The organism is Pseudomonas sp. Irchel s3a12, assembly GCF_900187485.1.
Lineage (GTDB): Bacteria > Pseudomonadota > Gammaproteobacteria > Pseudomonadales > Pseudomonadaceae > Aquipseudomonas > Aquipseudomonas neuropathica.
On the sequence record NZ_FYDN01000012.1, the window covers coordinates 18,919 to 31,643 of the forward strand.

Below are 12,725 nucleotides of genomic sequence, written 5' to 3' on the forward strand. Positions count from 1 at the left end.
GCCCATGCGTGTACTGATTACCGGAGCCAATGGCTTTGTCGGCCGTGAACTGCTGCGTTGTCTGCTCGCACGCGGCAGTTTGCGCGGGCAAGTCATTCGTTCGTTGCTGGTGCTGGACACCGATATCCAAGGCCTGCCAGACGACCCGCGCCTGCGTCGGCACAGCGGCAGCGTGACGGATGCGGCGTTGATGCGCCGTGTCCTGGCCGATGGCATCGACGTGGTGTTTCACTTGGTCAGCATTCCCGGCGGAGCGGCGGAGGCGCATTACGAATCGGGTTATCAGGTCAACCTGCTGGCCAGCCTCGAACTGCTTGACCAATTGCGCAACAAGGCGCGACCTCCGGTGTTGGTGTATGCCAGCAGCGTGGCGGTGTACGGCGCTGATCTGCCGGCAAAGATGAACGAGCAGGCTGAACTGCACCCGCAATTGTCGTACGGCACACACAAGATGATGGTCGAGCGCGCGCTGATCGATCTGGGTCGGCGCGGTGAGGTCGACAGCCGCGCGGTGCGCCTGCCGGGCATTGTCGCGCGTCCACGCGAACCCAACGGCTTGCGCTCGGCCTTCATGAGCGACTTGATGCGGGCCTTTGCCGAGGGCGCTGAGTATTGCTGCCCGGTATCACCGCAAGCAACAGCGTGGTGGATGTCGGCGCGCTGTTGCGTGAACAACCTGATCCACGCCGCCGAACTGGATGACGCCACCGCGCAACAGCGGGTCTGGCAACTGCCGGTGCTGCACTTGTCCATTGCCCAGGTCATTGATGCACTGGCGGCGAATTACGGCGAGCAACGCCGTGCGCTGATCAGTTTTGCCGCTGACCTTGACCTTGAAAATCTGTTTGGGCGCATGCCGCCCTTGAAAACCCCGCAAGCCCGCGCTGTCGGCTTCAGCCATGACGGCAACGTCGCCACGCTTATTCGCAACGCCCTCAACCCAGCCCCTTTTCGGCATCTGCCGTTGAACGGAGATACGCCTCATGTCACAGCCTATCCAGCGTAAACGTCGTCTGGTCGACCTTTCGGTGACCCTCGATAACAACCCGTACACAGATCCGCCGCCGCTGTTGCCGAAAATCGATTACATGGACCACCAGCAAGGCTGGCCGGAGATGGCGGCGATGTTTCCGGGTTTGCAGCTTGAGCAGATGCCCGGCCATGAATCGTGGGCCGCCGAGCGCTTGCAGATCACCACCCACAGCGGCACCCACATGGATGCGCCGTGGCATTACGCCTCGACCACCGATGGCGGCGAGCCGGCGTTTGGCATTGATGAGTTGCCGCTGGACTGGTGTTTGCAGCCGGGGGTCAAACTGGATTTTCGCCATTTGCCCGACGGTCACGTGGTGACAGCAGAAGAGGTCGAAGCGGAACTGGCGCGCATTGAGCACGTGCTGCAACCGCTCGATATCGTGCTGATCAACACACGCGCCGGTGCGCTGTTCGGTCAGCCGGGTTACCTCGATGCTGGCATCGGCATGGGCCGCGAAGCGACGATGTATCTGCTGGAACGTGGTGTGCGCGTGGTCGGCACCGATGCCTGGAGCTGGGACGCGCCGTTCAAATACACCCGTGAACGTTTTGCTGCCAGCGGCGATGCCTCGATCATCTGGGAAGGGCATAAGGCCGGGCGCGATATCGGCTACGGGCAAATGGAAAAACTGGCCAACCTCGAATCCCTGCCAGCGAGCGGCTTCACGGTGTCGTGCTTTCCCTACAAGATCCGGCATGCGTCCGCAGGTTTTGTGCGCGCGGTAGCTATTTTCGAAGAGTGATCGGGCTGTTTGAGGCATTCCTTTAACGACAGTAAGAGAACGGCAGGCTTTGAACACAGTGGACGGCGTTTGCCGCCGCCACTGTTCTGAAGCAATCAACCCGTTGGATTGCGCAGCCGCTCGATGATTCTACGAGCACGATTGGCCCCGACGTCGACGTGAATATCAATCATCGGGCGCGTACCGAACCGGCACATGTTCTGGTACTGCGCTTCGATCACCACTTTGTCTTCGTCGAACGTCAATCGCGTCTGATGCAGAACTTTGGCTGTGACGGCCTCGGGATCATGTTCAGGGTTGGTGGCCATGGTCCAGAAGTAATGGCTTGTGGTGTCTGTTTCAGGTGTCACGCCGTGAAAACCACGCATGTGGAAACCGCCTCGATCCGGGTTGTTCAGATCGTCCGTGCCCGCATCTATCGCGCCGGTCCAGATGCGCAGGTGATTGATGTGAAATTCGATCTCCTGCCAGCGGTCAATGTTGCCTTTGAACGGGTAGGCCGCGGTGTAGGTCGGCGGCGGAACGGAATCGGGCATGTGGCGAACCACGCGAACCATTGAGTCATCACCATCGACGTTCATCTTCGCGTTCATATGAATGCTGGCGTTACCGCCAATGGTGTGCAGATGGACGTAGCCCAGGTGACTGAGATCCATGAGGTTGTCGTGGATGAGTTGATAGGGCGCGTCGTAGTGGTAAACATCACCGTCGAACAGGTATTTACCGCTGCTGTGCACGTCGTAGACCGGCGGCGCGAATGTCGGCTGCGGATGCTCAGCGCTGCCGAACCAGATCCAGATGATCTGATCCTGTTCCTGGACGGGGTAGGAAGGGACTTTGGCTTTGCTGGGGATCTTGTCCTGGCCCGGAATTTCGATGCATTTACCGCCTTCATCGAACAGCAGGCCGTGGTAACCGCAGCGTAAACCGCGTGCTTCCACAGTGCCGCCAGACAGGGGCAATGCACGATGGCAGCAGCGGTCTTCCAGCGCGGCGACCTGGTTATCTGCCGTGCGAAAAAGCACCACTGGTTTATTCAGCAACGTGCGGCCAAGGGGTTGGTCTTTCAACTCCCGGCTCAAGGCTGCGACGTACCATTGATCGAGAGGAAAACTCGGCGCAGTGGCCGGGGCAATTTCATGGGCGAGAGGCTGGGCAGCGGTAGTCATGATGTTCTCCAGCGAACGGTCGATGCTCGGTTCAGGTTAAAGGTCCAATACCAGCCGGGGCGATTTGGCACGTGAGCAGCACGGGGTGAAACGGTCATTGGCCGCGTGTTCCGCAGCCGTCATGAACTGGTCACGATGATCGCCAATGCCTTCTAGCAAGCCCGTGACACAGGTGCCGCAGACTCCTTGCTCGCACGATGATTCGATGGCAATCCCGGCCTCATCGAGCACTTCGAAAACGGTGCGATCGGCGGGGATGTAAAAAATTTGCCCTGTGCTCGCCAGCTGAACTTCAAAAGGCGAATCAGCGCTTGCATCGACAGGTGCGGCGGCGAAGAACTCTCTGTGCACGTGATCTTCGGGCCAGCCAGCGGTCTGCGCGGTGTCGAGGATGAAATTCATGAAGCCGGCCGGGCCACACACGTAAAGGTGGCTTGTGGTGTCTGGCGTGGCGAGGAGGGCGGTTGCATCAAGTTTCTGTTCGAACTCTCCGCTGTCGTCATGCAAATGCACGTGGCTGGCGAAGGGCGCTTGTCGCAGGTACTGGATAAACGCGGCGCGTTCGCTGGATCGAAAGCTGTAATGCAGCTCGAAATCCGCGCCTTGATGATGAAGCTCATGAGCCATTGCCAGCATCGGCGTGATGCCAATACCACCGCCAAACAGCAGGTGACGCTTGGCTGAGTTCGCGAGTGGAAAGAGGTTGCGGGGTTCGCTGATGCTGATTGTCTGTCCTTGGCTGATGGTGTCGTGCATCGCAGTGGAACCGCCGCGTGAGGCGGGATCCTTCAGCACACTGATTACGTAGCGATGACGTTCTTTTGAGTCATTGCACAGCGAGTATTGCCGGGTGAGGCCGTCGGCAATGTTGATGTCGATATGGGCACCGGCATTGAACGGTGGTAACGGCCGGCCGTCTGCTGCGCACAGCTCAAAACTGCAAATACCCTCGGCCTCGACGACCTTGCGGGTGACGCTGACTTGAAGCATGACTTCTCCCTCCACATTGAAGTGGCTGCTGAAAAACGAAAGGGGGACTTGCGGGTGACGAATCAGCCAGGCAAGAAGAAGTAGAAAGGTTGGGTAATCATGGGCGCCAAGGAAGGGCACAGTTGGGGAGCGTTCATAAGCAAGACCTGTTAATTATTTTTTTGAGGTTGTGCTACGGCGTATCATGCGGCGCATCGTCCGCAATGACAGGCTGAGTGAATCCTCAGATAATTTAGTTGCGGTGTCAACCAAATTGCAAGATCTTCGATCTACGGTGTTTTCTCGATGCCTACCGATACACAACTGAACCTGTCGCGTTATGTACCTGGCCTGGTGACTTTCCTGGCGAACAAACTCGCCACCGGGGCTTCCCAGTGCTACCGCAAACACTTCGGAATCGGCGTGGTTGAATGGCGGATGCTGTCGATGCTGGCGGTTGAATCCGACATCACCGCCAATCGAATCTGTCAGGCGATCGGTCTCGACAAGAGCGCTGTCAGTCGTTCATTGCAGACATTGGAAGCGGCGGGGCGGATCACCAGTCAGCTGGATCCCAAGGATGCGCGGCGTTACACCGTGCGATTGACGGCCAGCGGCAAAGAACTGCATGACCGCGTGCTCAAAGTTGCACTTGAGCGAGAAGCGCGACTGCTCAGCGGATTGACCCCGGCTGAGGTCGACACGTTGATTGACTTGCTTGGGCGCCTGCATCTGCAAGTGCCCAATGTGAACAGTTATGACCCGAGTGATGAGTGAGTCTCGGGAGACTGCAGCGTGGAAATGACGTTGAAAGCTGCTGCGCGGTGCGAGTTGCCGGACTGCTGATATCTGCTGTGCATGGGTGTACACGTCTAGCCGAACGCCTGAATTCCGCCCATCGTGACTGAAAGAAACCGGCCAGGAATGATCACCATGATGCGCCGGGAAAACGTGCTGGTTTAATGATTGGAAGCGTTGCTCAGTTGCTGAAGCTCAAGTTGCCTGGCAGCACTGGCTTCCAGGGTTGCACGCTCTTCATCCAGATACCGATAAACGCTTTGGAGGTTGGCGATTTTCTGTTTGATGTCGGCCATCTTCTTTTCAATCAGCTTCGCGCCTTCAGCACAATCGATCAGCTTGTTCCGCTGCGCATCCAGAATCTCGCCGATTTCCCCCAGAGAAAATCCCATGCTTTGCGCGCGCTGGATAAAGTCCAGATCCTGCAGAGTTTGCTCGTTGTAAACGCGATAGTTGTTGGTTTGCCGTAGGGGGGAGATCAGGCCTATTTGCTCGTAGTAGCGCAACGTATGACGGCTGGCGCCGCTGCGCGCTTCGAGTTCGCCGATTTTCATGGAAACACCGCTTGACTGTAGAGTGGGGTCGATACTTTACGCTTGATTTCTCACCTTCAACAAGGAACAGGGAAATGAGCGTGGAGTGCTTTGTCACAGGCGGGACGGGTTTCGTCGGTCAACATTTAGTGGCGAACCTGAGTGCAAAAGGTCACACCGTTCGGGTGTTGATGCGTCGCCCGGAGCGACTGGCTGCCTTGCGCGAGCAAGTCGATCATTTGGGCGGGTGCGCAAACCGGGTATTCGCCGTCGCTGGCGATCTGGAACACGACAACCTCGGGCTGAGCGCTGCTGACCGAGAAGTGCTGAGGCGCGCCAGCGTCATGTTCCACTTGGGCGCGCACTTCGCATGGGGGCTTTCAGTGGAGCACTCTCGTGCGGTGAACGTAGAAGGGGCAAAGCGCGTGGCGCTGTTGGCGGCTGAGCAAAAAAGCCGTTTAGTGATGATCGGCGGCTACATGCTGAAAAATCATGAACATCTACAACGCATCGGCATTGACCCTTGCTATCCGGAACGGACGAATTGGCCTGCCGTCTACCGGCGTGTCGGTGGTTACGAGGGAAGCAAGCTGGAGGCGCATTTTGCGACCCTGGAGGTCATGTCAGCCAAGGGCGGGGAGATTACTGTTGTCCACCCTGCGACGGTCTGTGGCCACAGCGGCACGGGGCATATCCTTGACGGTCAGCCGCTGGTGGAGCTGATACGCAACCTTGTGCAGGGCAAGTTGACTGCGGTGCCCGGCACCGCCAGGCACTGGCTGCCACTGGTGACCGTGGATTACCTGGCTGAACTGGTGGCAGTTTGTGCGTTTGATCCTGCCATGGTGGGTCAGGAACTGCTGGCGCTTGATGACCAGACGCCAAACCTGCGAGAGCTCCTGGCACAGGCTGCACAACCGTTGGGATTAAAGTCTCCCAAGCATCACATTTCACTTCGATTACTGAAGCTGCTACTGAGTATTCCTCCCGTAGCGAGGTTCTTGAATTCAAAACCCGAAGCCCTGGATTTTATCCAGACCACTCGTTTTAATACGGCGGCGGTTGAACAATTTGCCAACAGGCACGGAATAGCCAAACCGGATATACGTCAGTCTCTGCAGCACACTGCCATGTTCGTCAACTCGTATTGCATCGCCAAAGGCCAGGCCCTCTGACCGTTGGCGACATGACGGCGAATAGCACTCTATCGGTATTAGTCGGCTGTTCATGTCCTCAAACTTTGCGCCGTCGATACAGGGCGGCTTTCTATCGAACGACCATTCAGCGACAGGGATCGTCATCCATGCAATCGACTTTCAGGAAAGGCGTCATATTTGCACTCTCCGCTGCGGCACTGAACGCAACGATCGGGGTACTCAGCAAAATACTCATGAGTAATGGTTTCACCTCTACCAGTGTTGCTGTCATCAAGACCGTACTGGGTTGCGTGCTTCTCTCGATTCTGTTGTTTTTCCTCAAGCGCCCGGCGACATCGACCAAATGGACGCAGGCGGCTGTCTGCGCGTTTCTTGGCATCTTTGTGCTGTTCCATTTCGAAACGTCCGCCTATCGACACTACGCTGCGGCAGGTGTGGTGGTGGTGCTGATGGCCAGCGCGTCAATTTCCTCGATCATTCTGGGGCGCATTTTCCTCAAGGACGCGATCACCGCGAACGCTACTGTTGGCGCCACACTGGCTATCGCCGGAATCTCGGTAATCTTCGGCGGCGACCTGCAGCAGGGCTTTACACTGCAAGGTGCTGCGCTCGCCGCCGTGGCCGGTTCCGGCTATGGAGCCTTTTCGGTGGCCATGAAGCGTATGGGGGTGTCGGGAGGACTGCACTTCACCCGCCAATTGCTGTTCTTTGGCAGCCTGTACTTGCTGATGCCGGCTGCCGCCAATGGTTTTGTAATAGGCGAGTTGTCGCCGATGGCGATCGCCGCGTTGCTGGCGTTGGCCACGCTGCCGACAATCCTGGGCTTCTTCTGCACAACCAAGGCCATCGAGTATCTCAAGCCATCCCAAGTACAAGCGCTGGAATTGACCGAGCCACTGTTTGCCGCGCTGCTGGCGTTTGTGGCGCTCAATGAAGTACCGCGCGAAAGCCTCTACGCGGGAGCGGTGCTGATCATAGTCGGCCTGTGTTTCTCCAATGAACTCATACGCTTGGGCAGCAAAGCTTCCGTCCCTTCGACCGAGTGAGGCTATTTCGGATCCTTATTACGTGCGGTCCAAGAAGAATACGATGAAGAGAAAAGCAAGAAAGGCTGAAGTTCTGGCTGGAAAAACCGGGCCCAGTCCAAAGCTGACAGTGGTGGGTATGCGGTTGCTTCGATGCTTTTCAATGAAGATCATCAGAACTCGACAAGGAGACGTCCCCCATGACCAAACCAATGCTTCATTTGATGTCAGGCAAGATGGCATCCGGTAAATCGACGTTGGCCAAGGCCTTGGCGTCTGAACGGTCGGCTATTTTGATGAGTGAGGATTATTGGCTCTCAAGGCTTTACCCTGATCAGATCCAATCAGTGGCCGATTACGTGAGGCTTGCGCGTCAGATTCGGGCACTGGTGGGCCCGCTTGTCATCGATGTGCTGAAGGCTGGCGTGACTGTGGTTCTGGATTTCCCGGCCAACACGCCAGAGGATCGGCTGTGGTTACGCGGTCTGGCTGACGCTGCCGAAATTCCCCACTGTTTCCACTACATCGAAGTGGATGATGAGACCTGTCGGGGCAGGCTACATCGGCGCAATGGCCGCGCCGAGCATGAGTTTACAGCAAGCGACGCTGAGTTTGATTTGATAACGAGCTACTTTCGTGCTCCAGATACGAATGAGGGGATACGGATTGAAATTCACCGATACTGAAGGGCGGTCATATTGCTTGGAGTGAGTTATCTGGAACGTCTACTTCTGGCGGCGCAGGTGATCGTTGATGAGAGGGGTAACCATGAACAACAGCCGAACTGCACTGGTCACTGGTGCAACCAAAGGGATCGGTTTTGCACTCAGTACTCAGTTGAATCAGGCAGGCTGGAATGTGGTCGGCATCGCCAGGCATCCGGTTGATGATTTTCCCGGGAAGCTGTTGCTCTGTGATTTAAGCGATGCTCAGCAAACGAGGAAAATGCTTGAGAAACTCCTGGAACGGACCTCTATTGATGCCGTCGTCAATAACGCAGGTGTTGCGTCTGCGCAAAGCCTGGAAACGCTTGAACTCGAAACACTCCAAAACGTTTTTGACCTGAATGTCAGAGCCTCGGTACAAATCACCCAGGCTTGCCTGCCGTCTCTGAAGCGATCGTCTGCGGGGCGCATCGTGAATGTGTGCAGCCGTGCCATTTTTGGCGCCCGTGACAGAACCGCTTACGCTGCCGCAAAAAGCGCATTGGTGGGTGTCACTCGTACGTGGGCTCTTGAGTTGGCGCCCATTGGCATTACGGTCAATGCAGTCGCACCGGGCCCTATAGACACCGAGCTTTTCCGAAAAAACCGACCCGTGGGAAGTGAGGGTGAGCGTCAGATACTCTCCACCATTCCGATGCAAAGACTGGGCACGCCATCAGAAGTGGCCTCGCTGATTACCTTCCTGCTGAGCGAGGGAGCATCCTTCGTTACCGGCCAGGTGATCAGCGTCGATGGGGGAGGGAGTCTCGGTGGCAAATAGCGATACGAAGAAGATTTCCGGCCTTCGTTCCCGATCATGGAATTTAACTGATGAGTCGGATGCGACAGTTTAATGAGGGAAACTCATCAAAATACGCTTACGTGATCCGTAGAATCATCTGACGTGGTCGCTCGTCCGGCTTCCATCCCGGTTTCAAGTTGTGAGGCCTCATGAATGTAAGCCGCGCCAACGTCGCAGACTTTGTCTACTTTCTCGCCATTACCCGCCATCAAAGCTTTAATCGCGCAGGCAAAGAGGTGGGCATCAGCGCCTCCGCCTTGAGCCACACAATGAAGAGGGGGAAACCTGATGTGTAAACGTTTATTAGGAGTGGTGGCATTGGCTGGATTACTGGCAGGACAAGCGCTGGCCGCCGAGGAAAATGGCTTGGTGGTGCGCATCGCGCAACTCGAAATCGATCCTGCACAGGTTGCGGCCTATCAAGCCGCAGTCAAGGAAGAGATCACAGAGTCGACTCGAACAGAGCCGGGCGTCATATCAATCTACGCCGTCGCCGAAGTCGACCGCCCGAACTGGTTTCATTTCTTCGAAATCTACGCCAGCGATTCGGCATACCGAAGCCATATCGAATCGCCGCACTTCAAAAAGTACGCAGCCACAACCCAGTCGATGATTGTGTCGAAGCGCTTGATTGAAACCGCGCCAATCGAGCTAAGCCCCCGGCCTGCGCCGTAACAGGCCAGTTCGAAAGAAATTTGCGCGCTGGGCAGCGCTGGTTTTTTAAATGGAGGAAAGCGATGAAAAATTTGAAGGTGATGGCGATCTGATGAGGTTTTGCATTGAGGGTAGGGCGGCTCCGTCATGATTGCTTGGAGATACCAGCGGCGTAGTGAATTTCAAAAGTAGTGGCACGAGCATGGACCTTTATTCACTAGAAATCATGTTTAACTACACTAAATGGTCGTTTAGTCGAGTTAACGTAAAATAGCATCATATTCGACGGAGAAGAGACCATGATCAAGGGTGAAGCCAAAGTTGGATACATTATTAGAACGCTGGATCTGCAGCCTCACCTCGAAGGTGGCTATTTCCGCAGAACCTATCAAGCCGATCATCGCGACCCACTCGAAACCCCCAGCGGTCCACGGTATCTGATGACCTCGATTTACTATCTGCTCGATCAACGATCACCGGTGGGCCAGTTTCATTTCAATCGATCCGACATCCTGCATTATTTCCACCTGGGCGACGCCATTGAGTACAGCCTGATTCATGCTGACGGCTCGTTGCAGACATTGGTGATGGGCGCCGACATTCTGGCAGGACAGCTTTTACAATTACACGTACCGGGTGGACTATGGAAAGCTTCGCGGTTGCTCGAAGGCGAAAACGGATTTGGGCTGATCAGCGAAGCCGTTTCGCCAGGATTTGATTTTGCCGATATGGAAATGGGTGATCGGCAGAAACTCACGCAACAATTTCCACAGCATCGAACGCTGATTGAAAAGCTGACGCGTGATGAGGGTTGAGCGCCGTCGAATTCAAGGAAAAGCAGTGGATCGGATTCAGGTCGATTCTGTAGGTTGAAATCCACTGTGCAACCGGGCTGATCTCGTAACATCTTGTTACGTGTAATGTATATTATGTTAAATCATATCCATTACAACGCCGCCGATTGAGCAACATCAACAAACGTCCACTTCAAATGTATTAACTTAACCTGAACCTCGCTGACCCAAGGATTCCCCATGCCTGCCGAAGTGGATGTCGCGATTATTGGCGGTGGCCAGTCTGCACTCGCCGTGGCTTACTTCCTGCGCCGTACCGGGCGTTCCTTTGTGATTATTGATGCCGAAGCAGCACCGGGTGGCGCTTGGCGGCATGGCTGGGATTCCCTGCGACTGTTTTCACCGTCGACCTGGAGTTCCATCGCCGGTTGGATGATGCCTCCGGTCACTGACGGTTACCCCAGTCGCGACAACGTACTCGATTACCTGCGCCAGTATGAGCAACGCTACCAGTTTCCTGTCGCACGGCCCTACTGGGTCAACGCTATTGAACGTCGGGGTAATCACCTCAACGTAAAAGCCCAGGGCCGCAGTTGGCTGGCCCGCACCGTGGTCAGCGCGACCGGCACTTGGCGCCATCCCTACCTGCCGCATTACCCAGGCAGCGAAACCTTTACCGGTCAGCAATTGCATTCGGCCCATTACGTTAACGCCAAGCCGTTTGCGGGAAAAAAAGTCCTGGTGGTGGGCGGTGGCAACTCCGGTGCACAGATCCTCGCTGAAGTCTCGCAAGTGGCCGATGCCACTTGGGTCACTCCGCAGCCACCAGAGTTTCTTGCCGATGACGTTGATGGACGCGTGCTCTTCGAACGCGCCACCGAGCGCTGGAAAGCGCAGCTGGCCGGCATGGTCATTGAAAACCCGGTTGGCGGCCTGGGCGATATCGTGATGGTGCCGCCAGTCGTTGAGGCACGGGAGCGCGGCGTGTTGCACGCGGTTCGGCCGTTCCTGCGCTTCACCGAGACCGGCGTGACTTGGGCTGATGGCTCGCAAACGCCGGTCGACGCGGTGATCTGGTGCACCGGCTTCCGCCCTGCCCTCGGCTATCTGGAATCACTGGGCGTGTGTTCCGCCGACGGGCGCGTGGCCGTCAAAGGTACGCATTCGATTCAGGAACCGCGTTTGTGGTTGGTGGGTTATGGCGACTGGACTGGCGCCGCTTCCGCGACACTGATCGGCGTCACTAGAACGGCGCGCAGTACCGTCGAGGAAATTGAGCGGTTTTTGCTGGAGCAGTGAGTCGGCGCAGCGCAGCTCAGTCAACGCTGATTGACATCAAAATCAACGTCCTTTATCAGCATTTCTGTGCAGGAGACGCAAAATGAGCGTCGACGCACGACCTGATCGGGCGATATCCCTGAAAGCGAGTGACGCAAGCGCAATCCCTCAAGCTCGTTGAGATCCCTCTCAGGAACTAAAAAGTCTTAATCAGCTTTGTTCTCAACCAGACAATTGCCTCCATCCACTACGAGCAGCTCACCCGTGATGTAACTCGCTTCAGGTGAAGCCAGGAATACAACGGCTGCGGCCACTTCGTCTGGTCGCCCCGCTCTCCCGAGAGGCGTAGAACGTGCGGCTTTGACTTCATCAGGCGTGCTCGACCCTGTAGCGATCCAACCAGGGGCAACTGAATTCACAGTGATACCTTGATGAGCAACCTCAAGGGCTAGACTCATGTTCATTCCAACCATTCCCGCCTTTGCAGCACTGTAAGCAGCCTCCCCTGGATTACTCGCCCGTGTGCCGGTAGTTGAGCTGATGTTCACTATGCGGCCATAGCCTCTCGCTCGCATCCCGGGCAACACCCCTTGGGTTAACAGAAACGCAGTTGTCAGATTTCTAGCGATGGAAAGATTCCAGCTTTCGAGGCTCGTACTCGTGAATTCGGAGAACTGTTCTGGACTCCCTTGCATCGCCATACCGGCATTATTTACAAGAATATCGATGCGGCCCCAGACGGCCTCAGCCCAAGCGACGAATTCACTCACCTGAGTTTCCTGAGTCAAGTCGACCGATCGACCCACTGCTTCGAAGCCGGCGGCACGTAACTCCGCAACCCGCTCATTGATGCGTGCGCTGCTTGCAGTGACGATCAACTTGGCCCCTTGAGCCCCAAGACGATGGGAAATGGCCATACCGATTCCAAGCTCACTGCCCGCTCCACTCACAAGTGCCACTTGATCTGCCCAGGTTGAATTCATCATCGTTGCCTCTGTTGAAGGTTTGCAGCGCGACCGAATCGTCGATATTTCGACAATGCATGGATCAGGAAAGAGTCGTCG

The 12,725-nt window shown here is 56.2% G+C and carries 14 protein-coding genes and 1 pseudogene; 11 read left to right on the forward strand and 4 right to left on the reverse strand.

The genetic code is table 11. From position 1 onward, the window contains the following. Positions 1-4: 4 nt before the first annotated feature. The gene (locus CKW14_RS20130) at positions 5-1,006 is read left to right on the forward strand and encodes an NAD-dependent epimerase/dehydratase family protein (protein ID WP_095048951.1); all 1,002 of its coding nucleotides are present in this window, start codon (positions 5-7) and stop codon (positions 1,004-1,006) included. Next, entirely contained in the window at positions 984-1,778 is a 795-nt protein-coding gene (locus CKW14_RS20135; RefSeq protein WP_095125964.1) for a cyclase family protein, read from the forward strand. Before CKW14_RS20130 ends, CKW14_RS20135 begins: the two co-directional genes overlap by 23 nt. A gap of 95 nt (positions 1,779-1,873) precedes the next feature. Here the strand turns inward: CKW14_RS20135 and CKW14_RS20140 are convergent, their stop codons facing one another. Together CKW14_RS20140 and CKW14_RS20145 are read right to left on the reverse strand one after the other, a co-directional pair. Beyond that, positions 1,874-2,947: an aromatic ring-hydroxylating dioxygenase subunit alpha gene (locus tag CKW14_RS20140; RefSeq protein ID WP_095125965.1), complete on the reverse strand. Its 1,074-nt coding sequence runs from the start codon at positions 2,945-2,947 to the stop codon at positions 1,874-1,876. 36 nt (positions 2,948-2,983) lie between these two features. Next, positions 2,984-3,937: a PDR/VanB family oxidoreductase gene (locus tag CKW14_RS20145; RefSeq protein ID WP_095125966.1), complete on the reverse strand. Its 954-nt coding sequence runs from the start codon at positions 3,935-3,937 to the stop codon at positions 2,984-2,986. A gap of 285 nt (positions 3,938-4,222) precedes the next feature. Here CKW14_RS20145 and CKW14_RS20150 point away from each other — a divergent pair, with 285 nt between their 5' ends. Beyond that, positions 4,223-4,693 carry a MarR family winged helix-turn-helix transcriptional regulator gene (locus CKW14_RS20150; RefSeq protein WP_095125967.1) on the forward strand — a complete coding sequence of 157 codons (471 nt, stop codon included), beginning with the start codon at positions 4,223-4,225 and terminating at the stop codon, positions 4,691-4,693. 182 nt (positions 4,694-4,875) lie between these two features. Here the strand turns inward: CKW14_RS20150 and CKW14_RS20155 are convergent, their stop codons facing one another. Continuing rightward, positions 4,876-5,268, reverse strand: a complete 393-nt coding sequence (locus CKW14_RS20155) for a MerR family transcriptional regulator (RefSeq protein ID WP_095048956.1) — start codon at positions 5,266-5,268, stop codon at positions 4,876-4,878. 74 nt (positions 5,269-5,342) lie between these two features. Between CKW14_RS20155 and CKW14_RS20160 the strand changes: the two genes are divergently transcribed. The 8 genes and pseudogenes from CKW14_RS20160 (at position 5,343) to CKW14_RS20195 (ending at position 11,682) form a co-directional block, all read left to right on the forward strand. Next, complete coding sequence (locus tag CKW14_RS20160; protein ID WP_095125968.1) at positions 5,343-6,422, forward strand: SDR family oxidoreductase; 1,080 nt, start codon at positions 5,343-5,345, stop codon at positions 6,420-6,422. A gap of 128 nt (positions 6,423-6,550) precedes the next feature. Beyond that, entirely contained in the window at positions 6,551-7,450 is a 900-nt protein-coding gene (locus CKW14_RS20165) for a DMT family transporter (RefSeq protein ID WP_095048958.1), read from the forward strand. Positions 7,451-7,629: 179 nt separating this feature from the next. After that, positions 7,630-8,115, forward strand: coding sequence for an ATP-binding protein (locus CKW14_RS20170; protein ID WP_095125969.1), 486 nt, complete (start codon positions 7,630-7,632; stop codon positions 8,113-8,115). Between the two features lie 82 nt (positions 8,116-8,197). Beyond that, the gene (locus tag CKW14_RS20175; RefSeq protein ID WP_095049093.1) at positions 8,198-8,914 is read left to right on the forward strand and encodes an SDR family oxidoreductase; all 717 of its coding nucleotides are present in this window, start codon (positions 8,198-8,200) and stop codon (positions 8,912-8,914) included. 170 nt (positions 8,915-9,084) lie between these two features. Beyond that, a pseudogene (locus CKW14_RS20180) lies at positions 9,085-9,210 on the forward strand (LysR family transcriptional regulator); the annotation flags it as partial. 13 nt (positions 9,211-9,223) lie between these two features. Then, complete coding sequence (locus CKW14_RS20185; RefSeq protein WP_095048960.1) at positions 9,224-9,610, forward strand: putative quinol monooxygenase; 387 nt, start codon at positions 9,224-9,226, stop codon at positions 9,608-9,610. Between the two features lie 278 nt (positions 9,611-9,888). After that, a complete protein-coding gene (locus tag CKW14_RS20190; protein WP_095048961.1) occupies positions 9,889-10,404 on the forward strand; it encodes a cupin domain-containing protein in 516 nt (171 codons plus the stop codon). 219 nt (positions 10,405-10,623) lie between these two features. Then, positions 10,624-11,682 (forward strand): ArsO family NAD(P)H-dependent flavin-containing monooxygenase, encoded by a 1,059-nt coding sequence (locus CKW14_RS20195; RefSeq protein WP_095125970.1) that lies wholly within the window; start codon positions 10,624-10,626, stop codon positions 11,680-11,682. Between the two features lie 185 nt (positions 11,683-11,867). Here CKW14_RS20195 and CKW14_RS20200 read toward each other — a convergent pair whose 3' ends face one another. Continuing rightward, positions 11,868-12,644 (reverse strand): SDR family NAD(P)-dependent oxidoreductase, encoded by a 777-nt coding sequence (locus CKW14_RS20200; protein WP_095049094.1) that lies wholly within the window; start codon positions 12,642-12,644, stop codon positions 11,868-11,870. Positions 12,645-12,725: the final 81 nt, after the last annotated feature.